General features: G+C 56.9%; 21 protein-coding genes. 6 read left to right on the top strand and 15 right to left on the bottom strand.

Translation table 11 applies throughout. The annotated features are described in order from the left end of the window. Positions 1-83: 83 nt before the first annotated feature. Positions 84-623, top strand: coding sequence for a 3-hydroxyacyl-[acyl-carrier-protein] dehydratase FabA (gene fabA, locus G5193_RS02930; RefSeq protein WP_421204990.1), 540 nt, complete (start codon positions 84-86; stop codon positions 621-623). Between the two features lie 84 nt (positions 624-707). On the opposite strand, the gene rmf is transcribed toward fabA, so the two are convergent. The 15 genes from rmf to G5193_RS02855 form a co-directional block, all read right to left on the bottom strand. After that, positions 708-887 (bottom strand): ribosome modulation factor, encoded by a 180-nt coding sequence (gene rmf / locus G5193_RS02925; RefSeq protein WP_005315693.1) that lies wholly within the window; start codon positions 885-887, stop codon positions 708-710. A 158-nt stretch (positions 888-1,045) separates the two neighbouring features. Then, on the bottom strand, positions 1,046-2,956 hold the full coding sequence (locus G5193_RS02920; protein ID WP_421204907.1) for an ABC transporter ATP-binding protein: 1,911 nt from the start codon (positions 2,954-2,956) through the stop codon (positions 1,046-1,048). Positions 2,957-3,029: 73 nt separating this feature from the next. Continuing rightward, entirely contained in the window at positions 3,030-3,260 is a 231-nt protein-coding gene (locus G5193_RS02915; protein ID WP_201951089.1) for a glutaredoxin family protein, read from the bottom strand. After that, complete coding sequence (gene rlmKL / locus G5193_RS02910; protein ID WP_421204906.1) at positions 3,260-5,449, bottom strand: bifunctional 23S rRNA (guanine(2069)-N(7))-methyltransferase RlmK/23S rRNA (guanine(2445)-N(2))-methyltransferase RlmL; 2,190 nt, start codon at positions 5,447-5,449, stop codon at positions 3,260-3,262. The genes G5193_RS02915 and rlmKL overlap by 1 nt, the downstream gene beginning before the upstream one ends. A 139-nt stretch (positions 5,450-5,588) precedes the next feature. Beyond that, the gene (gene ykgO, locus G5193_RS02905; protein WP_005336596.1) at positions 5,589-5,714 is read right to left on the bottom strand and encodes a type B 50S ribosomal protein L36; all 126 of its coding nucleotides are present in this window, start codon (positions 5,712-5,714) and stop codon (positions 5,589-5,591) included. After that, a complete protein-coding gene (locus G5193_RS02900) occupies positions 5,715-5,978 on the bottom strand; it encodes a type B 50S ribosomal protein L31 (RefSeq protein WP_005336598.1) in 264 nt (87 codons plus the stop codon). It lies immediately after the preceding gene. Positions 5,979-6,358: 380 nt separating this feature from the next. Further along, positions 6,359-6,898 carry a cell division protein ZapC gene (locus tag G5193_RS02895; protein WP_421204905.1) on the bottom strand — a complete coding sequence of 180 codons (540 nt, stop codon included), beginning with the start codon at positions 6,896-6,898 and terminating at the stop codon, positions 6,359-6,361. A gap of 90 nt (positions 6,899-6,988) precedes the next feature. Then, positions 6,989-7,999 carry a quinone-dependent dihydroorotate dehydrogenase gene (gene pyrD, locus G5193_RS02890; RefSeq protein ID WP_236345905.1) on the bottom strand — a complete coding sequence of 337 codons (1,011 nt, stop codon included), beginning with the start codon at positions 7,997-7,999 and terminating at the stop codon, positions 6,989-6,991. A 77-nt stretch (positions 8,000-8,076) separates the two neighbouring features. Further along, positions 8,077-12,915 carry an NAD-glutamate dehydrogenase gene (locus tag G5193_RS02885; RefSeq protein ID WP_421204904.1) on the bottom strand — a complete coding sequence of 1,613 codons (4,839 nt, stop codon included), beginning with the start codon at positions 12,913-12,915 and terminating at the stop codon, positions 8,077-8,079. Between the two features lie 278 nt (positions 12,916-13,193). Next, positions 13,194-13,415, bottom strand: a complete 222-nt coding sequence (locus tag G5193_RS02880) for a DUF2835 domain-containing protein (protein WP_033136823.1) — start codon at positions 13,413-13,415, stop codon at positions 13,194-13,196. 67 nt (positions 13,416-13,482) lie between these two features. Beyond that, positions 13,483-16,107 carry an aminopeptidase N gene (gene pepN / locus G5193_RS02875; RefSeq protein ID WP_421204903.1) on the bottom strand — a complete coding sequence of 875 codons (2,625 nt, stop codon included), beginning with the start codon at positions 16,105-16,107 and terminating at the stop codon, positions 13,483-13,485. 144 nt (positions 16,108-16,251) lie between these two features. Beyond that, positions 16,252-18,267, bottom strand: coding sequence for a carboxy terminal-processing peptidase (prc, locus tag G5193_RS02870; protein WP_216978779.1), 2,016 nt, complete (start codon positions 18,265-18,267; stop codon positions 16,252-16,254). 8 nt (positions 18,268-18,275) lie between these two features. Beyond that, positions 18,276-18,914, bottom strand: coding sequence for an RNA chaperone ProQ (proQ, locus tag G5193_RS02865; protein ID WP_005351923.1), 639 nt, complete (start codon positions 18,912-18,914; stop codon positions 18,276-18,278). A 102-nt stretch (positions 18,915-19,016) separates the two neighbouring features. Next, positions 19,017-19,475: a GAF domain-containing protein gene (locus G5193_RS02860; RefSeq protein ID WP_216978778.1), complete on the bottom strand. Its 459-nt coding sequence runs from the start codon at positions 19,473-19,475 to the stop codon at positions 19,017-19,019. Between the two features lie 93 nt (positions 19,476-19,568). Beyond that, on the bottom strand, positions 19,569-20,030 hold the full coding sequence (locus G5193_RS02855) for a hypothetical protein (protein ID WP_040065751.1): 462 nt from the start codon (positions 20,028-20,030) through the stop codon (positions 19,569-19,571). Between the two features lie 281 nt (positions 20,031-20,311). Here G5193_RS02855 and ccoN point away from each other — a divergent pair, with 281 nt between their 5' ends. The 5 genes from ccoN (at position 20,312) to G5193_RS02830 (ending at position 24,181) form a co-directional block, all read left to right on the top strand. Then, the gene (gene ccoN / locus G5193_RS02850) at positions 20,312-21,736 is read left to right on the top strand and encodes a cytochrome-c oxidase, cbb3-type subunit I (RefSeq protein WP_005336616.1); all 1,425 of its coding nucleotides are present in this window, start codon (positions 20,312-20,314) and stop codon (positions 21,734-21,736) included. Positions 21,737-21,752: 16 nt separating this feature from the next. After that, on the top strand, positions 21,753-22,367 hold the full coding sequence (gene ccoO / locus G5193_RS02845) for a cytochrome-c oxidase, cbb3-type subunit II (RefSeq protein ID WP_005336618.1): 615 nt from the start codon (positions 21,753-21,755) through the stop codon (positions 22,365-22,367). Between the two features lie 10 nt (positions 22,368-22,377). Beyond that, positions 22,378-22,557: a CcoQ/FixQ family Cbb3-type cytochrome c oxidase assembly chaperone gene (locus G5193_RS02840; protein WP_005336620.1), complete on the top strand. Its 180-nt coding sequence runs from the start codon at positions 22,378-22,380 to the stop codon at positions 22,555-22,557. Next, positions 22,557-23,540, top strand: a complete 984-nt coding sequence (gene ccoP / locus G5193_RS02835) for a cytochrome-c oxidase, cbb3-type subunit III (RefSeq protein ID WP_421204902.1) — start codon at positions 22,557-22,559, stop codon at positions 23,538-23,540. The genes G5193_RS02840 and ccoP overlap by 1 nt, the downstream gene beginning before the upstream one ends. Positions 23,541-23,680: 140 nt before the next feature. Continuing rightward, the gene (locus tag G5193_RS02830; protein ID WP_005345427.1) at positions 23,681-24,181 is read left to right on the top strand and encodes a FixH family protein; all 501 of its coding nucleotides are present in this window, start codon (positions 23,681-23,683) and stop codon (positions 24,179-24,181) included. Positions 24,182-24,191 lie beyond the last annotated feature (10 nt).

The following is a 24,191-nucleotide window of genomic DNA, read 5'->3' as shown; positions in this document are numbered from 1 at the left end:
TTGTTTAGCTAACAACTGTACGCTAGATTGACGCAGCTTTATTCATTTGAAGGAAACTCAGTGTGACCGTAGACAATCCAACCATGGAAGCCCGCCTTTCCCTGTGCGAACAGGGCAAGAACTCTTTTACCCGTGAGGAGCTGCTGGCTTGCAGCCGTGGCGAACTGTTTGGTGAGGGTAACAGTCAGCTGCCCGCCCCCAACATGTTGATGATGGATCGCATCGTCAAGATTAACGACCACGGCGGCGAGCACGGCAAGGGAGAGATCCTCGCAGAGCTCGACATTACCCCTGATCTCTGGTTCTTCGATTGTCACTTCCCCGGCGATCCCGTGATGCCTGGCTGTCTCGGTCTGGACGCCATGTGGCAGCTGGTTGGCTTCTTCCTAGGCTGGAAAGGCGGTCCTGGCAAGGGTCGTGCTCTGGGCGTGGGTGAAGTGAAATTCACCGGCCAGATCCTGCCGACCGCCAAGAAAGTGACCTACAAGATCACCTTCAAGCGGGTCATCAACCGCAAGCTGGTGATGGGAATTGCTGATGGTGTGGTCGAAGTCGACGGCCGTCCGATCTACAGCGCCACCGACCTGAAAGTGGGCCTCTTCAAAGATACCAGCGCATTCTGATCTCTCTGATTGGTGGTAAAACAGCATTAACGCAAAGGGGCCACAACGGCCCCTTTCCTTTTGTAATGAGTGATGAAGTACCTGCTACTTCATGAAGAGGCCTGAGCCCCGCCCTTCCATGGCGTCACGCCAACCACCAAGCCAATGCCCACGGGCATCCAGGCATTGATACGGACACGCTTCTTTCTGTTTGCCGACCACGCCAGCCTGATAACCACGAGCACGAGCTCTTTCCAGACGGTCCCGCTTCTGTCTCTTCATCATCTACGACCCTCTTCGTGGAACAAAAAAAGCGACCAAATTCTCATCGGTCGCTTTCATCTTTACTCCTGCGAGCGCACTCGGTCAAACAAAAACTTCCACCCTAACCGGGCTATGTGACACAAGGCACTGAACTGGATTAAGTTTTAATTACAGGGAACTTACTCCTGATTTTTGAGTCCTTCCAGCTCTTCCCAACGAGCAAATGCCTCCTCCAGCGCCGTCTCGGCTGCACTCAATTCGGCCAGTTTGGGCTGGGTCTGCTCGCTTGGCAGGGAGAAGAAACCGGGCTGGTTGATCTCGCTTTGCAGCGCATCGAGTTCGGCTTCCAGCTGCTCAAGACGCGCCGGCAGACCATCCAGTTCAAGCTGTAGCTTGTAGGAGAGTTTTTTGCCTTTCTTCGGCGCTTCGCTCACTGTGGCTACCGGCTCGGGAGCCTTCACAGGCGTGCTCTTGGCCTGTTGCTGAGCACGCTGCTGCTCGCGGGTCGCAATCATGTCGGCATAGCCGCCCACGTAGTCGCTGATGCGGCCATCCCCCTCAAACAGCCAGCAACCGGTTACCGTATTGTCGATGAAGCGACGATCGTGACTGACCAGCAGCAGAGTGCCTGGATAGTCCGCCAGCAGCTCTTCCAGCAGCTCCAGAGTCTCGACGTCGAGGTCGTTGGTCGGTTCGTCGAGGATCAGCAGGTTGCTGGGTTTAAGGAACAGCTTGGCCAGCAGCAAACGGTTTTTCTCACCGCCAGAAAGCGCCTTGACCGGCGTTCTGGCCCTCTTGGGTTCAAACAGGAAGTCCTGCAGATAGCCGAGGATATGGCGGGAGCGACCGCGCACCATCACTTCCTGCTTGCCCTCCCCGACGTTGTCCACCACCGTCTGCTCGGGATCGAGCTGTTCGCGGTACTGATCGAAGTAGGCCACTTCCAGATTGGTACCCTGACGCACCGAACCACGAGTGGCATCTAGCTGACCCAGCAGCAGCTTGATCAGGGTCGACTTGCCGCAACCGTTGGGGCCGACCAGCGCAATCTTGTCCCCACGCAGCACCTGCAGATCCAGCCCCTCGAACAGGGTGCGATCACCAAAGTCGAGTCCCAACCCTTCAGCTTCAAATACCAGCTTGCCGGAGCGGCTCGCCTCGTCGAGTTGCAGCTTGGCTTTGCCCTGCAGTTCGCGACGCTGGGTACGCTCCATGCGCATCGCCTTGAGGGCGCGCACTCGCCCCTCGTTACGGGTACGGCGCGCCTTGATCCCCTGGCGTACCCACACCTCCTCCTGCGCCAGCTTGCGATCGAACTCAGCATTTTTCAGCTCTTCGACCCGCAGCCACTCCTCTTTGCCCTGCTGGTACTCGTCATAGTTGCCGGGCCAGGAGGTGATCACGCCGCGATCCAGATCGATGATCCGGGTCGCCAGCTTGTGGATGAACTCACGGTCGTGGGAGATGAAAACGATGGCGCCACGGAAATCCTTGAGGAACTCTTCCAGCCAGTTGATGGCCTCGATATCCAGGTGGTTGGTCGGCTCATCGAGCAGCAGCAGATCGGGATCGCATGCCAGTGCACGGGCCAGCGCTACCTTGCGCAGCCAGCCACCGGAGAGACTGTCGAGGGTCACGTCAGGATCAAGACCAAGCAGGGTCAGCACCTGATTGATGCGGGTCTCGTACTGCCAGCCATTCTGATAATCGAGCTGCTCCTGCAGCTGGCTCATCTTGCGAATGTTGGCATCGGACGGGTCACTCGCCAGCGCCATGGAGACGTGGTGATACTGCTTGAGCAGCTCACCGACTCCGGCCAGCCCTTCGGCGGCGTAATCAAACACGGTGAGCTCGCTCGAGGTGGGCGGATCCTGCTCAAGACGAGTCACTTTCAAGTCCTGCTGCAACACCAGACGGCCATCATCGAGGGGCAATTCACCGGCAATTACCTTCATCAGGGTGGACTTGCCCGCCCCGTTGCGGCCCACCAGACAGAGGCGCTCGCCTCGCTCTATGGTCAGCTCGGCCTTGTCGAGCAACGGAAAATCACTGAACGACAGACACGCGCCGTGCAATGTTAAAAGAGCCATGTTCGTTCCTTATCTCATATGAAAAAACGGGCAACAGACTGGGTCTGCTCCCGTTTCATCGTCAAATCACAAATCAACCCTGACGAGCGAGCCAGCCTTTGAGCTCCACCAGCGTGAAGGGCCAGCCCAGCTCGCGGCCAGCCTCGTCCCGCAGCACCGGAATACGCACCCGATAGGCCTCAAGCCAGCTGGCATCGTCCATGATGTCGCAGCGGCGGGTCACATCGCTTGCCCCCGCCTCCTCCACCAGCGCCCAAGCTTGCTCACACAGGTGGCAACCGTCGGTGTGAAACAGGGTCAGCATCAAGCCTCAGCCTCCGCATGGGTGATGATCCAGCAGTTGTGGATGTGCTGGTTGCGCTCGAAATCCTTGGGCCGGGTCTTGCCGGTGATGTTCTGCGCTTTGAGACCGATGGCCTCGAGACCGGCCAGATCCATCTTGAAGTGGCGCTTGTTGTTGGAGAACACCAAGGTGCCACCAGCAGCCAGCAAACGCTTCAGGTGCTGCATGAGCAGCAGGTGATCGCGCTGCACATCGAAGCTCTCATCCATCCGCTTGGAGTTGGAGAAGGTGGGCGGATCGATGAAGATGAGGTCGTACTGCTCGTCCGCTTCAGACAGCCACTTCAGGCAGTCAGCCTGCACGAACTTGTGCTGACGGCCCACCAGCGAGTTGAGGCGCATGTTGTCCTGTGCCCAGTTGAGGTAAGTGCGCGACATATCCACTGTGGTGGTCTCGCTGGCACCGCCAAGACCCGCGTGCACGGTGGCACTGCCGGTGTAGGCAAAGAGGTTCAGGAAGCGCTTGCCCTTGGCCATCTGACCCAGCATGCGGCGGGTCTGACGATGGTCGAGGAACAGACCGGTATCGAGGTAGTCGTAGAGGTTGACCCACAGACGGGCACCATACTCCTGCACTTCCATCCGGTGCTGCTCTTCGGATAGCTTCTGGTACTGCTGCTTGCCCTCCTGACGCTCGCGTACTTTCAGGATCACCTTCTCGCCGTCCATCCCGGTCACCTTGATGGCGGCTTGCACCATGTCGAGCAGACGCTGACGGGTCTTCTGGGCAGGAATATCCTTGGGCGCCGCGTACTCCTGCACCACCAGATAGTCCTGATAACGGTCGATGGCGGCGTTGTACTCAGGCAGGTCGGCGTCGTAGAGACGGTAGCAGTCGAGATTCTCTTTCTTGGCCCACTTCTCGAGCGCCTTCAGATTCTTGCGCAGACGGTTGGCAAAGTCCTGTGCCACCTCTTTTTGCGAGGCCACGGAGTCCAGTGCGATTTGATAATTGCGCAGCTGACACTCGAGGGCGCCGTTGAACAGGCGATATTGTTTGTCGGCGCGCAGGCGCAGACAGCTGAGCAGCTCGGGCGATGCAGAAAGAATGGAGACTTTCCAACCCTGGAAGCTGCGACGCAGGGCATCGCCGAGGGCCTGATGCACTTCCAGCAGGGCCGGGAACTCGCCAAGACGCTCGCCATAAGGCGGGTTGGAGATCAGCATACCGACCTGGCGGGCCTCCCCTTGACCTTCTTCCCCTTCAACAGGGGCAGGCATCGGCAGCGGGTTTTCCAGCTTGGTGACCTCGGCCTGCTTGAAGGTGATGAGATGGGCCACACCGGCCGCTTTGGCATTGTCGCGAGCTTTGAGCAGCACGCGCTGGTCGGCATCACAGCCAAACAGCTTCACTTCGCAACGTTGCATGCCGCGTTTGGCACGCACTTGCGCTTCCATCATCAGGCTCTGCCACAGCTCGCTATCGTGCTGCAGCCAGCGATCGAAACCGAAGCGCTCGCGGCGCAGCGCAGGCGCCATGTCGGCGGCGATAAAGGCCGCTTCAATCAGCAAGGTACCGGAACCGCACATGGGGTCCATCATGGGCTCACCGGCCCAGCCGCTACGGGCAATCATGGCGCAGGCCAGGTTCTCTTTGAGTGGTGCTTCACCCGTGCCCTGACGATAGAAACGCTGGTGCAGCGCCGGGCCTGACAAGTCCAGCGTGATATTGGCCTTGCCTTTGCCCAGGTGCGCCATGATGCGAATATCCGGCGCCTTTTTGTCCACGTCCGGACGCACGTGACCGCGCTTGGTGAAGCGGTCGACGATGGCATCCTTGATTTTCAGCGCGCCATATTGGGTATTGCGAATGGCAGGGTTGGTACCGGTAAAGTCCACCGCGATGGTAGAGGTACCGGAGAAGTGCTCTTCCCAGGGGATGGTGTGGGCGCCCAGATAGAGATCCAGATCGTCGTTCATCTGGAATTCGGAGAGCACCAGCACGATGCGGGAGGCAAAACGGCTCCACAGACAGGCCTTGTAGCCAATCGCCAGTTCGCCTTTGAAATGGACGCCAGCCACGGTCTCACGGACCTGCTCTGCGCCAAGATTGGTCAGCTCATCGGCCAACAGGTTTTCCAGCCCCTTGGGGCAGGTTGCAAAAAATTCTTTCATCACGCTCACGGGGAACCCATAAAAATAGTGCCGCATTATACCTCATCAGGCGGGCTGGAGCATGCAAAAGTCGGCGCAAACAGCAGGATGGAAACAGATTGATAGGTGGCGAAAAGGTAAAAGGCCCCATGACTACCCGATGGCGAGATCATGGGGCCAGACATCATTTAGCGGATCACTTCATACGAGCCTTGAAGCGGGGATTGCTTTTGCAAATCACGAACAATTTGCCCCGACGACGCACCAACTGACAATCGGGATGACGCGCCCTTGCGGATTTGAGTGAACAGACGACCTGCATTCAGGACTCCTTCTTGCTTGAAAATGCGCCAAAGCGCTTGTTGAAACGGGCCACACTCCCCTCACTCGATACCTGCTTCTGCTTGCCGGTATAGAACGAGTGCGACTGGCTGGAAACATCGAGCGATACGTAGGGATACTCCTTCCCGTCTTGCCACGTATAGCGGCGATCGCTCTTGATGGTTGACCCGACCAGGAAAAAGGCATCTGCTGCCGTGTCATGGAACAGCACCAAACGATAATCAGGATGAATATGAGGCTTCATGGCAACTCCATTTTGTTATGTTATAACAAAATGTAAGTGAGAATAGCTCTCGTTTCAAGCATAAAATGTCGTATGTAGAAAATCGCAGCAGTGAGTGATGTGTTGATAGCGAGGTGGAGGCACTAGGCAAGCAGAACGAAACAAGAATGAGACACCATGCTGACAGCACGAAAGACCAAGATACTGCGTGGGTCAGAACACAAGGTGCAAGTGGATGTAACAAGCCTCAAGAGAGGCTGAGCCACAACCATGAAGATCAATGAGAATGGGCAAGATGTTCGCGGATCAATGAAGGATCAGAAACGAGGCGCGATTGAGGTGACCACAGTAAAAACAGGCAGCGGTGTAATCACAGAGATAAAAAGATTGATGAATATATATCAACTGACCTGACGATATTGCTCGGTCACGGTAATACGCGGCTTCATCCGGTTATTCATCACCTTGATCACCCCGAAACGCGGCAGAGTTTTACTACTGGTGGTCAATACCAGATCGGCAGTGAGGTTCAAACAGACGCTGGCCTGCTCCCCTGTCTCAATGACCATAAATTCGCCGTTGCCGTGGGGTGTATTCATCAGGACCAGATCACCATTTTGCGGGATCACTTGCGGATGTTGTTCACTAAAAAACCAGCTTTGCGGCATCAGGGGTTTATAAAAACGACTGACCGCGATGGCATTAAGCACCAGTTGCACCTGATGGGGAATACTCCACTCAAGTTCGGCTGCTTTATCCATCAACTGATAATAGAGGGCTGCATCATCGACGCAAAAAGGCTGGGTTGCAAATGAGCTGGGCACCAATTGTCGCCCTTTATATTCGGTTGCAAATAACATGTTATCAGACAGGTCCAACATCAGGCGGTCATTCTGGGCATCATAGTGCCATTGCCAGCTATCGGTCGGTTGGATAAACATGTTGGAGCCCTTACTTGATAATTACCAGTTGACTTTATTCCATATGCAGGAAATCAGCAACGTCAAATAAAGGGCTCCGCCATCTATTTCTTAAATATTGGTCACAATCTCTTTGACCAGCCCCGGCCCTTTATAAATAAAGCCGCTATAAATTTGTACCAGACTGGCACCGGCGGCCAATTTTTCACGGGCGGCCATGGCACTATCAATACCACCCACACCGATAATTGGCAGAGCACCATTGAGCGCCTTGGCCAGATGACGGATCACCTCGGTACTCTTGTGCTGCAGCGGACGCCCACTCAGGCCACCCGCTTCACCGGCGTGGGGCATGTCATAAATCATCTCGCGCTCGAGGGTAGTATTGGTGGCGATAACCCCATCAATGCCATTACGTACCAGCGAAGCGGCCACCTGATCTATTTCTTCAAGGCTTAAATCCGGGGCGATTTTAACTGCCAGCGGCACATATTTTTTATATTGGGCGGCCAGCTCTTGCTGACGCACCTTGAGGGCGGCCAACAATTCATCCAGCGCTTCGCCATATTGCAGCGAACGCAAACCCGGGGTGTTGGGGGAAGAGATATTGACGGCAATATAACCGGCATGATCATAAACCTTGTCCATGCAGAAGAGGTAATCATCCTTGCCCTGTTCGATGGGAGTATCTTTGTTCTTGCCGATATTAATGCCGATGACCCCCTGATATTTGGCCTCTTTTACCTTGGCCACCAGATGATCAACCCCCTTGTTGTTGAATCCCATCCGGTTGATGATCCCCTCTGCCGGAATAACCCGGAACAGGCGGGGCTTGTCATTGCCGCTCTGGGGTCTGGGGGTGACGGTACCGACCTCGATAAAGCCAAATCCCATGGCGCCCAGCGCGTCAATGCACTCACCATCTTTATCCAGACCGGCCGCCAACCCCACTGGATTGGCAAAAGAAAGCCCCATGACAGTGACGGGGCGTTTCGGCAAATTCTGGCGGAAGAAACAATCGAGTGGCGTACCGAGAAGGCGGGGCAAATATTTCATGGAGAGATCGTGAGCCTGTTCCGGATTGAGTTTGAACAGGAAATGCCTAGCGATGGGGTACAACATCTTTGCTCCTTAAAGAAAGCCCCGGCAACTGGCCGGGGCTTTGGGTGTAATGTCGGTGTCATGCCTTAATCTGGCAATTAAAGTGCCCGACAATTCAACTGGAGCAGGTTCAACTCTCGCAAGGCCACCGAGAACTTGGCGAACTCGTGGGTACTGGTGGTCTTGAAGTCGGCCAACATGTGGGTCCAACGGGACAAGAGTTGCTCATGCTCCGAAATCCAGTCGGCCAGTATGGTAGCGCATTCTCCCTGATCTTTGCACCCTTCCAGTACCACAGAAGTGAGACTGCGTTGCTGCCAGTCCAGATCTTCGCGGAAGGAGGCTCGCGCCATCGCCTGCCAGTGGTTGCCGACCGGCTGATGGTTGATCTGGTCAAGGAACCAATGCAGATCCAGTTTGGCACCGAGGCGATAGTAAACGTTGGCGGCGCGCAGGATATCGGTCTTGTGCTCCGCGGCAATTTGCGCCAGATCCAGGCTGGAGAAGAGGCTGCTCATATGGGCGACCTGACGGGCAATGGCCTCCGGCACCTGTTTCTCCATCCACTTGGCAACAGCCTGACGATGCTCAGCCACTTCGCTCTCATCCATCACCTCGTAGAGGTGCTTCCCTAAGGTCTCGAACGCCGGACGGAAGAAGGCGATGTTCTCGCTGATGCTCCAGCTGCGATTGCGGGCACGCAGGAACCAGCGGGTGGCACGGCGCACAATGCGGCGGCTGTAGAACATCAGCTCGAGCTGAGTCTGGGCATCAACCAGGTTGTCGCACCCTTCGATATCGCGCCACAGCTGGTTCATACCAAACACTTCGCGGGCCATGGCGAAGCAGCAAGCCACTTCGGCGACCGAGGCTCCGGTCTCGTCCTTCATCCGGCTGGCGAAGTTGAGCCCCATGTCGTTAACCAGCATGTTGGCCACCCGGGTAGCGATTATCTCGCCGCGTAGCGGGTGATCGGCCAGCTGGGCACCAAACTGCTGCTGCACCTTGGCCGGGAAGCTGGTGACCAGCATGTTGGCGAGGAAGGGCTCGTCGGTCACTTCCGGGCAGTTGAGCTGCTCTTTCAGCACCATCTTGCCGTAGGCCACCAACACCGCCAGTTCGGGGCGGGTCAGTCCCTGCCCTGCCGCCATCCGTTCGGAGAGCTCCTCGTCAGAGGGGAGGAACTCCAGCGCACGGTCCAGCTTGCCTTCCCGCTCCAGTCCCTGAATAAAGCGCTGCTGCTCTTTCAGTTGTTCAGAGCCGCGGAAGCTGGTGACCGAGATAGACTGGGACTGGCGATAGGCGTTGGTGATCACGATCTGCGCCACGTCGTCGGTCATCTCATACAGCATCTGGTTACGCTGCTTGAGGGTCAGATCCCCTGCCGCCACCAACTGGTTCAGCAGGATCTTGATGTTCACCTCGTTGTCGGAGCAATCCACCCCGCCCACGTTGTCGGTAAAATCGGTATTGATGCGACCGCCCTGACTGGCGTACTCCACCCGGCCGAGCTGGGTAAAGCCGAGGTTGCCCCCCTCACCCACAATGCGGGCCCGCAGATCGCGACCGTTGACCCGCAGAGCATCGTTACTGCGATCGCCCACCTCGGCATCGCTCTCGCGAGCGCTCTTCACATAGGTGCCGATGCCGCCGTTCCACAGCAGGTCGACATTGAGGCAAAGCAGTGCCTTGATGAGCTCGTTCGGCGCCATGCTGGCCTTGTCGGTGCCGAGTAGTGTCTGCATCTCGGGGCTGAGCTTGATGGATTTGGCCGAGCGCAGGAAGATGCCGCCCCCTTGTGATATCAGCTCGCGGTTGTAGTCATCCCAGCTGGAGCCCGGCAGATCGAACAGGCGCTGGCGCTCGACAAAACTCTTGGCCGCATCCGGAGTGGGGTCGACGAAGATGTGCATGTGGTTGAACGCGCCCACCAGCCGGGTGTGCTCGGAGAGCAACATGCCGTTGCCGAACACGTCGCCGGCCATGTCCCCAATCCCCACGCAAGTGAAGTCGGTGGTCTGGCAGTTGACGCCAATTTCACGAAAATGCCGCTTGACCGACTCCCAGGCACCACGGGCGGTGATGCCCATCTTCTTGTGGTCGTAACCGACCGAGCCGCCGGAGGCGAATGCATCGCCGAGCCAGTGACCGTATTCGAGGCTGATCTCGTTGGCAATATCCGAGAAGGTGGCTGTGCCCTTGTCTGCGGCGACTACCAGGTAGTAGTCATCCTCATCGTGACGCACCACGGATTTGGGCGGGATCACCTCGCCGCCGATGATGTTGTCGGTCACATCGAGCAGGCCACGAATAAACAGGCGATAACAGGCCTTACCCTCCTCCTGGATGACAGCACGGGGCGCCCCCACCGGCATCTGTTTGCAGTAGAAGCCGCCTTTTGCCCCCACCGGCACAATGACGGTGTTCTTCACCTGCTGGGCTTTCACCAGACCCAGCACTTCGGTGCGGAAGTCCTCTTTGCGATCTGACCAACGCAGACCGCCACGAGCCACTTTACCCCAGCGCAGATGCACCCCTTCCACCCTCGGCGAGTAGACGAAGATCTCGAATTTCGGCAGCGGTAGCGGCATGTCGGTGATGCTGGAGGGAGCCAGTTTGAAGGAGATGTAGGGCTTGATGTTGCCCGCCTTGTCCAGCTGGTAGTAGTTGGTGCGCAGGGTAGCGTCGATCATCTCCACATAGCGGCGAATGATGCGATCGTCGTCCAGGTTGGCGACCTGATCCAGCTTGGTGGCAAGCTCCTCATGCAACTTGGTTTCTGCTTTGGCATCCTGCTTGCCAGCCGGGTCGAGGCGCTGCTCAAACAGGGTAAACAGCAGCTGGGCGATATCAGGGTAACGGGTCAGGGTCTCTTCGATATAGGACTGGCTGAAGGAGACGCCGGTCTGGCGCATGTATTTGGCATAGGCGCGCAGCACCGACACCTGGCGGCCGGTGAGACCCGCCCCCAGCACCAGCCGGTTGAAGCCGTCATCTTCCAGCTGCTTGTTCCAGATGGCGGCAAACGCCTGCTGGAAGCGCTGCTGGCTCTGGGCCAGATCAAAGGGCTGCTCGCCATGCAGCAGCATGGAGAAGTCGAGGATCCAGAACAGATCGCCCCCCGGAGTGCGTACCTGATACGGGGTCTCGCCGATCACCCGCAGCCCCATGTTCTCCAGCATCGGCAGCACATCGGAGAGGTGAATGGGCTCGGTGCGGTGGAACAGCTTGAGCCGTACCCGACGGTCGTTGTCCTCCTCCTGCGCGCGGTAAAACAGCATCCCCAGCGGCTCGGCTTCGCTCAGGTTATCGAGCGCCATGATGTCGGCCACGGCAGAGCCAGGCAGCACATCCTCCTTGTAAGCGCGAGGGAATGCAGTACTGAAACGGCGGCGCAGCTCGTTGCCACGGGCCTCGCCATAGTGGGAAAGCAGCACGGAGTCGAGTCTGTCGTCCCAGCTGCGGGCCGCTTCAATCAGGTTGTTCTGTACTTCGTTCACATCCACATCCACGTTGTTGTTGTTGACCCGCACTATGTAGTGGGTCCGCGCCAGCACGCCTTCGGTGAAGTAGACGTTGAACTCCACCTCTTCGTTGCTGCCAAAATACTTCTGCAATATTTGCTGGGTCTTGATCCGCAGCGCCGTGTTGTAGCGCTCCTTGGTGACATAGACCATGCAGGAGAAGAAACGACCATAGACATCCCGGCGCACGAATAGCCGCAGCATGTCCCGCTCCTGCATCTCCAGCACCCCAAGACCGGTGGCCAGCAGCTCCTCTTCACGAGCCTGGATCAGTTCGTCACGGGGATAGGTTTCCAGCACGTTCAGCAGCGCCTTGTATGCGTGGGAGCCCTTCTCATGACCGGAGGCCGCCATGATGCGTTCGAGACGATGGCTGATGAGCGGGATCTGGGTCGCGCTGGTGTTGTAGATGGAAGAGGCGTAGAGGCCGATGAAGCGATCTTCCCCGATCACCTTGCCATGCTCGTCAAAGCGCTTGATGCCGATGTAATCCACATAAGCCGGACGGTGCACCCGGGACTTGCTGTTGGATTTGGTGAGGATCAGCAGGTCAGAACTCAGAGCGGCATGACGGGCGCTGGCAGGCATGTTGCCAAGGCGCTGGCCCACCTCCTTGATGGAGTTCTTCATCAGCCCCAGACTGGAACTCGCCTGCGGCAGGATCTCGTGATCCCCCTCCACCGCCTTGACATCGTAACGACGATAGCCCATCAGGGTAAAGTTGTGGGCAGCTACCCATTTGAGGAAGGCAACGCAGGAGGCCACCTCCTCCTTGCTGACCGGGTGCTTGCGCTTGGGCAGTTCGTCGATGATCTCATTGAGCTTGGCCAGCATCGGCTGCCAGTCGCCGACTGCAAGCGCCACTTCACCGGCCACCGAGTTGAGCTCGGCAGCCAGCGCGGCCATCTGCTCCTCGCTGGTGAGGTGATCGATCTCGATAAGGAAGGCCGTTTCAACCGAGGTCTGCCCGTCGGTGTTGTCGAGCGCCAGAATGGCGTCAATCTTGCCATCCGCTCCACGAATGAGGTGCAGCGGTTGGTGCAGCATCATGTGGGCGGTGATATTGAGCCGTTTAAGCGCCATCCGGATGGAGTCCACCAGGAAGGGGGAGTCCTGCAGGATCACCTCGACGATGGTATGGGGCGATTGCCAGCCGTGACGGGTCAGCTCGGGGTTGTAGACCCGGATGTAGGGATCGGTACCGCTGCGCTGATTGAGGGCATTCCACAGGCTCAGGGCCGCACCATAGAGATCGCTGTCATTGCGATCGTGCAGGTCGGAACTCGCCATGTTGCCGTAAAACTTGGCAACGAAGCGCTCGACCAGAGAGGCGCTGTTTTTGGGCAACTTCTGATGGATCAGACTGAGAACGTTTTCGAGCAGAACTGAGGTAGGGGCGTCTTTCAATGCCATTTTTATATTCCTTATCGGACGACATTAACCACCGACGCAGAGGCAACCACCCTGGTTACCCGCTGGTGCAGAGTTGTTGCGAAGTGTAATGGCTTGGATAAGGGAAGGCGAGGAAAGGTGCTAACGAGATGTTAAAAACAAGGTGCAGATCACGGCTTAAACTGTGAGAAATTTTGCAAATAACCAAAAATACAGAAATTCCCACTACCTTTGTGCCAGTTTACCGGATAGATAGTGACGCAAAGCAGATAAACAGTCGGTAATCTGTTCGATTTTTGTTAATTTATGCGTTCGAGACTGATAAAGCGGTAATCGTCCTGGGTTTTCAGCCGAAAGTAGCCATGCACACCATTGATGGCGACAAAGGGGCGTATTTTTTCTATGCCAAGCTCCAGGGTCAACCCCTGTTCGCTGCGCACCACCAGCCGTCTGGCATGGCCCTGATACATCAGCATCACCTCGTCACTGCTCAATGAGAGCCGAAAAGTAAACTGCTTCACGCTTGCTCCTGATCACACGGCACATCAATGTGGGGCAAGAGCGTTATCGCCCCTGCCCCGTCGACACTTACTGCTGCAGCGCCTTGCTGACCTTCTCGAACAGATCCCTTGCCAGCCCCTCAAGGTTGGCAAGACGGGTCAGCTCGGCGCGGATCAGGGCCTTGCGCGCCTCATCCAGTCGCTTGAACTGGATAAGCGGAGTGATAAGGCGGGAGGCCACCTGCGGATTGACCTCGTTGAGCTCGATCAGCAGATCGGTCAGGAAGCGGTAACCGCTGCCATCCACCGCATGGAACTGCACCTGATTGCTCATGGCAAAACTGCCGATCAGCGCCCGCAGCCGGTTCGGGTTGCGAATGCTGAAAGTGGGGTGACTCATCGCCTGTTTCACTTCGCTCAGTACATCGGCAGCCGGTTTGCTGCCAATCAGCCGCAGCCAGTTGTCCAGCACCAGTCCATCCTTGGCCCACTTGCCCTCGAAATCGGCCAGCAGCGCGGCGCGGCATGGCAACAGATAGCCGTTGGCCACCTGCAGCGCCGCCAGGGTGTCGGTCATGTTGTCGGCGGTTGCGTACTGCTCGCGCACCAGCGCATCGGCATGCTCCGCATCCAGCGCAGCCAGATAGCCCAGCACCACCCCTTTAAGAGCCCGCTTGGCCATGTCGGCGTGCACCACCTGATAACCGTTCAGACGCAGGCTCTGATAGGTCGCCGCCAAGCGCGTGCCAAAGGCCTCGGCAAGACGGGTGTGGATCGCGTCGCGCACCTGATGGATGGCATCGATATCGGCCACCTCGAACAGCTCGGCCAGGGTCGCCTCACTGGGCAGCGCCAGGATCTCCGCCTTGAGGGCCAAATCGAGATCGCTGTCGTCCAGAATAGCGACGAAGGCGGCCAGCAGGGTTTGGGAGAGCTCAACCCCCTGCCCGTGCTGCACCCGTGCCACCCCGTCGATGACCGCTTTGTTGATCAGCATCTGGGCCGCATCCCAGCGGGCAAACTCGTTGCGGGCAAAGCGCATCAGAAAGGCGAGCGCTTCGTCGCTGTAGTCATAGTGCAGCTTGACCGGCGCAGAGAAGTCCCGCAGCAGGGAGGGAACCGGCTTGACCGGCACCCGATCGAATACGAAGGTCTGCTCCGCTTCCAGCACATCGAGCACGTTGCCGATGGCCTTGCCCCGATACTGCAGCGCAATGACAGCACCCTGCTCGTCATAAAGCTCGATGTCGAGAGGGATATGCAGCGGCAGCTTTTGCGGTTGATCCTGAGTCGGCGGGGTATGCTGGCTCACATGAAGGCGATAGATACCGCTGGCGGCATCATACTCGTCGGTCACGGTCAGCTCGGGGGTGCCGGACTGACTGTACCAGCGGCGGAAACGGCCAAGATCGACACCGGACGCATCCTCCATCGCCTGCACGAAATCATCGCAGGTGGCGGCCGAGCCGTCGTGACGCTCGAAGTAGAGGCGCATACCGGCCTGGAAGGCCTCTTCACCTAGCAGGGTGTGCATCATGCGGATCACTTCCGACCCCTTCTCATAGACGGTCAGGGTGTAGAAGTTGTTCATCTCGATCACCACATCCGGACGGATCGGGTGTGCCATAGGGCCGGCATCTTCGGCAAACTGCGGGCCGCGCACGGTACGCACGTTGTTGATGCGGTTGACGCCACGGGAGCCCAGATCTGAGGAGAACTCCTGATCCCGGAATACCGTCAGCCCCTCTTTCAGGCTGAGCTGGAACCAGTCACGACAGGTGACGCGGTTGCCGGTCCAGTTGTGGAAATATTCGTGACCGATCACCCGTTCGATACCGTGGTAGTCGCCATCGGTAGCTGTGGCCGGATTGGCCAGCACGAACTTGGAGTTGAAGATGTTGAGCCCCTTGTTCTCCATGGCGCCCATGTTGAAGAAGTCCACCGCAACGATCATGTAGATGTCGAGATCATACTCGAGGCCAAAACGCTGTTCGTCCCAGCGCATGGAGTTGATGAGGCTCTCCATGGCAAAACCGGCGCGATCGAGGTTGCCCTTGTCGACGAAGATCTCGAGGGCCACTTTGCGGCCGCTCTTGGTGGTGTAGTGGCTGCGCTCCACATCGAAATCACCGGCCACCAGCGCAAACAGGTAGCTCGGTTTGGGGAAAGGATCCTGCCACTGTACGAAATGACGGCCGCCATCGAGATCACCGCTGTCAACCTTGTTGCCGTTGGAGAGCAGGAAGGGGAACTGGGCTTTGTCGGCGGTAATGCGGGTGCTGTAGCGCGCCAGAATGTCGGGGCGGTCCAGATAATAGGTAATGCGGCGAAAGCCCTCCGCTTCACACTGGGTGCAGTAGGCATCGCCTGACTTGTAAAGCCCTTCCAGCGCGGTGTTGGCGGCCGGATCCAGCAGGGTGACAATGGTCAGTACACATTCGGCAGGCAGGTTGAACAGGGTCAGACTGCTCTCGCCTTGCTCGTAGTGGTCACAGGGAATGCCATCAATGGCAACGCTCTTGAGAGTCAGCTGTTCACCATCGAGGACGAGCGGCGCATTGTGCTCACCGTTGCGACGAATGCGGGTGATGGCGGTGACCTGAGTCAGCGGCTCCTGCAGTTGGAAATCGAGGTCGATGGTGTCGATCCAGTAGAGCGGCGCCTGATAATCCTGGCGATATTTGGCCGTCATGGCCTGGGAGTGATCGGTCATTATTGTCTGCTTCCACGCTTGTTAAAGGCGAGAAAGAGGCTGTCACAACCAACTGGCGGGGTCAAACAATTTGCATTACGTCAGATACGCCAGACAAAAAGAAAGGGCGACCGCAGTCGCCCTTGTGCATTGGAGGTCGCCTTGTCAGCTGCGTTTGCTGACCTTGGCCAGATCCGCCGTGATATTGGCCGCTTCGATGAGATACTCATCGGGCGCTTCAAAATCAGCGGGCAGTTCATCCAGACTCTTCACCGCCGGCTTGCCAAGACGTGCCAGACGCTCGTTGGTACGTTTGAGCGCTTTCTCATCCTGTTTCGCCTGCTCTGCAACACGCTCCGCCTCGTTGAGGGAGACCGACTTCTTCTCCTTCTCCACCTTGTAGTCTGCAATATCCTGCATCACGTAGGCAAACTCGGGATCCTTGGCGATGCGGGCATCGTGGGCGGCCTGCAGCTTGGGCAGCAGAGTAGTGAAATTGCCCAGAGTCTGATAGTTGGCAGAGGCTATCTTGTCCCACGGCAGCGCATTGAACTCACGGCTTTCACCCGTCTCTTCCGGCGCAACCGGTGTCGGGAAGCTGATATCCGGCGCAACGCCCTTGTTCTGGGTACTCCCACCATTGATCCGGTAGAACTTGGCGATGGTGTACTGCACGTGACCCAGCGGCTGCTCGTAGAAGTCATAGACCTTGGCGAGGCTGCGATGCTGCTGCACCGTCCCCTTGCCGAACGAGTTTTCACCCAGGATCAGGGCTCGACCATAATCCTGCATGGCGGCAGCGAAGATCTCGGAGGCCGAGGCACTGTATCTGTCGATCAGCACCGACATGGGACCGCCGTAATAGACGTTGCCATCGTCGTCACCGTTGACCGTGATACGACCCATATGATCACGGATCTGAACAACAGGACCGCTGCCAAAGAAGAGACCACTCAGGGCAGAGGCTTCAGTCAGGGCGCCGCCGCCGTTACCGCGCAGATCGATGATCAGACCATCGATCTTCTGCTTGTTGAGGCTGGAGAGCTCCTTGATCACGTCGTCATGCAGATTGACGTAGAAACTCGGGATCTCGATGACACCAATCTTCTTGCCTTCGGCGTTAATCACCTTGGACTTGGCGGCTCTGTCTTCAAGGCGCACCTTGTCGCGGGTCAGCTCGATCTGCTCGGTCTTGGCGGTTGCGCCCTTGCCGCGCTGAATTTCAAGCTTGACCTTGCTCCCCTTGGGCCCCTTGATGAGCTCGACCACGTCATCGAGACGCCAGCCGATCACATCAACAATCTTGCCATCTTCCTGCCCTACCCCGGTGATCTTGTCATCGGGCTTGAGGTGGTTAGATTTGGCAGCCGGGCCACCGGGCACCAAAGAACGGATGACGGTAAAGTCATCTTCCGCCTGTAACACGGCCCCGATCCCTTCCAGCGAGAGGTTCATCTCGGTGTTGAAACGATCGGCACTGCGCGGGGAGAGGTAACTAGTGTGTGGTTCGATGGCGCGAGCGAAGGAGTTCATGAAGAGCTGGAAGACATCTTCGCTCTCGGTCTGGGACATCCGCTTGATGGCGTTGTTGTAACGCTTGCCAAGCAGCTCCTTGATCTCGGGCCACTCCTTGCCGCTGAGCTTTAGGCTCAGGGCATCGAACTTGACCCGCTGACGCCACAGCTCGTTGAGCTCTGCTTCATCTTTGGGCCAAGCCGCCCCTTCCCGATCAAACACATAGTTGTCGGTCTGGGTAAAATCGAAAGGAGTATCAAGCAGTTTGAGGGCGTATTCGAACCGCTCATAACGCCGCTGCTGACTCAGGTTGAACATCTCGTAGGCGGGAGCCAGACGGCCTCTTTCGAGGTCGGTGTCAAAACCGTTACGGTACTTTTCAAAACGGCTGATATCAGAGGCCAAAAACAGGTTGCGGCTGTAGTCCAGATTCTCCAGATATTTATCGAAAATCACGGAGGAAAAGGCATCGTCCAGCTTGAACTGTTTGTAGTGCGAGCGGGTAAACAGATTGGTAATTCGCTTGCTGGCCGTAGCATGTTGGCTCTCTTGAGCCAACACAGGCAAATCACTCTCCTTGAGCACCGGCTCGATGGCCTGTGCAAGCCCGGCAAGCGCCAGGCTACAGGCAACGAGGGAAAAACGAATTACGCCATGCTTCAACATTTGTCTCCTTAGAGAACCAAGTGCTCTGATTTGACCCGCACCATCATGCCGGTCTGCAGTTGGACCTGTACATCGTCCTTGGTTACTTCCTTGATGGTTGCCGGAACCGGGAATTTACCCATAACGACGCGCACATCCTGGCCCACTTTCAGCGTAGCGGCATCCACTTTAACCAGCGGAGCGTCAGCGACCGGTGCCTTGGCGGCAGCTTTCGGCTTGGCAGCTACATCAGCTTTCTCGGTTTTGCGCACAGCAGGACGACGGGGCTTCTTGGCCTTCTCATCCTTCTCTTTGGTATTGGTACGACGGCTGGCGAATACGCGCTCTTTGCTCTCTTTCAGAGCTTGCTTGGCGTGTTCGATGTGCTCTTCGGTCAGCAGCTCGCCCGGGTTGCCATCCAGATCAACGCGAGCCTGGCCAGCTTTGAGACCGTGCAGGTAGCGCCAGCTGGAGGTGTATTGACGCAGTGCGGAACGCAGCATGGTCTTGGAGACTCTGGCATCGTCAGCAAGACGCTCGGCCAAATCCTGGAAGATGCCAATCTTGAGCGGCTTGGCCTCTCCTTCAGCAACGAAGCAGGCCGGGAATTTCTCGACCAGGTAGGCAACGATCTCTTTACTGTTCTTCAGCTTCTCAGTGTTTTCCATGTATAACCTTGGCTTTCATATAAACGCACGGGCACGTCCCGAGCACAACAAAGGCCCCATTATAGAGAGCTTGGGGCCTTTTGCGAACCATCTAGCAATGACTTAGAGCATGCTTTCCAAAATTTGCACCGTTTCTTCGAGGCCAATCCGGTCTTCCTGGTTGAAACGGTTAAAAATCGGACTATCGATATCGAGTACCCCGATGATCTCGCCACCACGGCGCACCGGGATCACGATTTCCGAGTTGCTCGCGCCATCGCAAGCGATGTGACCATCGAACTGGTGGACATCGTCAATGAGCTGGGTTCTCCCCTCTGCCACTGCCGTACCACACACCCCGCGGCCGACCGGGATCCGCACGCAGGCCGGTTTGCCCTGAAATGGCCCCAATACCAGGGTCTCGCCCTGCAACAGATAAAAACCGACCCAGTTGATCTCCGCCAGCTCCTGATTCAGCAGTGCGGAGAGGTTGGCCAGATTGGCAATCAGATCGGTTTCCCCCTCCAGCAGCGCCTTGGCCTGCTGGTTGAGGGTGCGATAAAATGGTTGTTTTTCAATCATGATTAAATGAACTTCACTCCCTGATGGTTTGGGGAAGGTAACGCCTGGCCGGGAAATTTCAAATATTTTTTCCACTCCCCGCTCCTTGCGCCGTTATTCCCGGGCAACGGAAAGCGCCAATTGCTGGCGTTGACCATTACTCCACTCGATATTTAACAACCAGATCATGACGGGTGATGTACAACTCCCCACCTGGGTTACCCCCTGCCACTGTCCGTCTATTTGTTCAAAGTTCACCGGAATGGTGCCCATAAACATATCTTTGCCTTCGAGTGTCGCTTTCACCGGTTTGATGGCCGGATCGCCGCCGCTAATAGCGATGACAAAGTCATGTTCAGCGCGCAGCGGTAATTCCTTGATGGCGACCGTCAGCGACTTGTCACCAATCAGCGCGCTGCAAGGGGTGTGGGAAAGATCACAAATCTGATCTTTTGTCTGGTCAGCAGAGACGCTGTTATCGACCGAAAACCAGGTGCGATAGGCCATCAGCGCCAATAACAGCGCCAATACCAGTACGAGGTGCAAAACTTTACGTGCGGTAAGTCTCTCTTTCATCAAAAACAGCCCGATTAAGATGCAATTAAAATAGTTTTTTGTGATCTCGAACAAGGTAAAAAACTGCCATATCGAGACCGGACGGAGCCAAATATATCACTGTTTATACTGTTATTTTACCTGTCACTTCAGTATCATTCCCATGCAGTTTTCATTTAGCCATCTTTTGCTTTTCCTTTCGTTAACAGATGTTAACAACTGGTCGGCGGTGGCTGATGAAGCCAGTCCGGTTCTCCGGATACAAAACCAAACAACAGCAGCATCGGAAGCGGAATATAACGATGAGCCATACAACTAACCATCCTGAGTACAACTACACCGTTGTTCGCCAGTTTACCGTCATGACGATTGTCTGGGGAATTGTCGGCATGTCGGTTGGCGTACTGATCGCAGCCCAGTTGATCTGGCCTGCCCTCAACTTCGAGACCCCGTGGCTGACTTACAGTCGTCTGCGGCCCCTCCATACCAACGCAGTGATCTTCGCCTTCGGCGTCAGTGCACTGATGGCCACCTCCTTCTACGTGGTGCAGCGCACCTGTCAAACCAGACTGTTTGGTGGCCCGCTGGCAACCTTCGTCTTCTGGGGCTGGCAAGCAATCATCCTCTCTGCCGCCATCTCTCTGCCGCTGGGTTACACCTCCGCCAAAGAGTATGCCGAGCTGGAGTGGCCGATTGATATCGCCATCACTGTGGTATGGGTCGCCTATGCCATCGTCTTCTTCGGCACCCTGATGAAACGCACCACCTCCCACATCTATGTGGCGAACTGGTTCTTCGGCGCCTTCATTATCACCGTTGCGGTGCTGCACATTGTCAACAACATGGAAGTGCCCCTCTCCGGCATGAAGTCCTACTCCATGTACTCCGGCGCCATGGACGCCATGGTGCAGTGGTGGTATGGCCACAACGCGGTAGGCTTCCTGCTGACCGCCGGCTTCCTGGGGATGATGTACTACTTCGTGCCCAAGCAGGCGGGTCGTCCGGTTTACTCCTATCGCCTCTCCATCGTCCACTTCTGGGCGCTGATCTCCCTCTATATCTGGGCCGGTCCGCACCACCTGCACTACACCGCACTGCCTGACTGGGCTCAGTCGCTGGGCATGGTGATGTCCCTGATCCTGTTCGTCCCCTCCTGGGGCGGCATGATCAACGGCATCATGACCCTCTCCGGTGCCTGGCACAAACTGCGTTATGACCCCATCCTGCGCTTCCTGATCGTCTCCCTCTCTTTCTACGGCATGTCGACCTTCGAAGGCCCGATGATGGCGATCAAAACCGTCAACGCCCTCTCCCACTACACCGACTGGACCGTTGGTCACGTTCACTCCGGTGCGCTGGGCTGGGTTGCCATGGTCTCCATCGGTGCTGTCTATCACCTGATCCCGAACTTGTTCGGCCAGGGCAGGATGTACAGCGTCAAGCTGATCAACGTTCACTTCTGGCTGGCGACCGTGGGCACCGTGCTCTACATCGTTGCCATGTGGATTTCCGGCGTGATGCAGGGCCTGATGTGGCGTGCAGTCAACGAAGACGGCACCCTGACCTACAGCTTCGTTGAAGCGTTGCAGGCATCCTATCCCTTCTATTTCGTGCGCTTCCTGGGTGGCTGCTTCTTCGTCACCGGCATGTTGCTGATGGCTTACAACGCCTATCGCACCATCACTGCGCCCAAAGGTTCTCTGGAACCTGTCGCCCAGCCAGCATGATTGAAGAGGTCAACCCATGAGCAACAATAACCGTCACGAAATATTTGAAAAAAGCGTTCCCATGCTGGTGGTCGGCATCATCTTCGCCATCAGTCTGGGGGGCCTGGTTGAAATCACTCCGCTGTTCTTCCAAAAGCAAACCACCGAGCCGGTGGAGGGCCTCAAGCCCTACACCGCTCTGCAGATGGAAGGACGCGACATCTTCATTCGCGAAGGCTGCACCAACTGCCACAGCCAGATGATCCGTCCGTTCCGTGCCGAAACCGAGCGTTACGGTCACTACTCGGTCGCCGGTGAGAGCGTCTGGGAGCACCCCTTCCTGTGGGGCTCCAAGCGTACTGGTCCGGACTTGGCCCGTGTCGGTGGCCGCTACTCCGACGAGTGGCACAAGGTTCACCTGATCAACCCGCGCGATGTGGTACCGGAATCCAACATGCCCGCCTACCCCTGGCTTGATACCAATGTGCTGACCGGTGAGATGACGGCCAAGAAGCTGGCGCTGTTCCGCGATCACTTCGGTGTGCCCTATACCGACGCTGATATTCAGGGTGCTGGCGAAGCCGTCAAGGGCAAAACCGAGCTGGATGCGCTGGTGGCCTATCTGCAATCACTGGGTCATGCCCTGAAATAAGGAGGCGAAAATGGACTACGGCACATTTCGCGGTCTGTATACCCTGCTGTTGATGGCCATCATGATTGGCATCATCGTCTGGGCCTACAGCAAACGCCGCAAGACCTCTTTCGACGAGGCTGCCAATCTGGTTTTTGCCGATGATGAGCAACCCGGTGCTGATAAAAAGAACGCAGGAGCGAAACAATAATGAGCACTCTGTTTAGCATTTTTGTGACTGTCATCAGTCTGGGAACCATCCTCGGCTGCTTCTTGCTACTGATGTGGTGCCGCAAGGACAAGATGGGTGTTGAAGAAGGTAAATCGATGGGTCACTCCTTCGATGGCATCGAGGAGATCAACAACCCGCTGCCGAAGTGGTGGACTTACATGTTCCTCTTCTTCATCGTCACCGGTCTGGTCTATCTGATCGCCTTCCCGGGGCTTGGCAACTTCAAAGGCCTGCTGGGCTGGCAAAGTTCCAACCAGAACGTGCGCTCGCTGGCCGAGTCCAAGGCTGCAACAGAATCGGCAAAGGCCGAAGGTCGCGCGGTGGAGTATGACCGCGAGGTCGCCAAGGCTGACGAGATCTACGGCGCCAAGTTCCGTGAACTCACCTACGAAGCGGATGGCAAAACCTATCGTGCCATCACCGAGATCGCCAAGGATCCGGAAGCCCTGAAAGTGGGTCAGCGTCTGTTCCTGCAGAACTGCTCCCAGTGCCACGGCTCCGATGCCCGTGGTGGCCGCGGCTTCCCGAACCTGACCGACAGCGAATGGCAATGGGGCGGCCAGCCTGATCAAATCAAGACCACCATCATGGGCGGTCGCCAGGGGATCATGGCTGCCTGGGGTGAAATCCTCGGCAAAGATGGCGTTCAGGAAGTGGCCTCCTATGTGCTTAGCCTCTCCGGTCGCAAGGTCGACCTGGTGGAAGCGAAGAAAGGTGAAGCACGCTTTGCCATCTGCGCTGCCTGCCACGGGGCCGATGCCAAGGGCGGTGTTGCCGTCGGTGCGCCAGATCTGACCAACAACACCTGGCTCTACGGTGGCTCCCGCGAAGTGGTGGTGCAAACCATCACCCACGGTCGTCACGGCGTGATGCCAGCCTGGAAAGATATTCTGGGTGAGGACAAGGTTCACCTGCTGGCCTCCTACGTTTACAGCCTGTCTCATCAACAGTCTGCCAAATAAGGTTCGCCCGTAACGTTGTAACATGTGATAAACACGTGATTACACAGCAAAAAGCCTCGACTCCTCGAGGCTTTTTGTTATCTTGTGTTGCGTAAAAACCATCTTCCACGTTAATCATTCGTTTCATGGCAGTAGCAATCATGACCCAACCTCTATCCAAACCGTGGTATCGCCAATTCTGGCCCTGGTTTATCATCGCCCTCCCCACTGCCGCCGTGGTCGGCAGTATCGCCACCGCCATCATCGCCAGCAAGGATGGGGTCAATCTGGTGGCCGAGGACTATTACAAACAAGGGAAAGAGATCAATCAGGACTTGAGCAAGTTTGACCGCTCCGAAGCGCTCAATATCCGCTTTGGACTGGAGGTTGACGGCAACGAGCTGACCCTCAAACCCATCAGCGGCGATATTCCTGCCGGGCAAGCTCTCTATCTTTCATTGTTTCACCCGACCTTGGCCGGTCAGGACAGCGAACACATGATCACCGCCGATGCGAGCGGCACCTATCGCCTCCATTTTGACAAGCCGCTGGTCGGCAAGTGGCACATTCGGGTCGATGCCTTCGATCACCAGTGGCGATTGCAAGAGACCGTCCAGCTGCCCACCCTGGCCCCTGTCGAACTCGACCCGAAAGGACGCTAAGCCATGACCG

Origin of the sequence: Aeromonas sp. 601027 (assembly GCF_049174455.1) — a bacterium.
Lineage (GTDB): Bacteria > Pseudomonadota > Gammaproteobacteria > Enterobacterales > Aeromonadaceae > Aeromonas > Aeromonas veronii_A.
The sequence above is the reverse complement of the archived record's forward strand: the minus strand, read 5'-3'. Positions and strand labels throughout refer to the sequence as shown.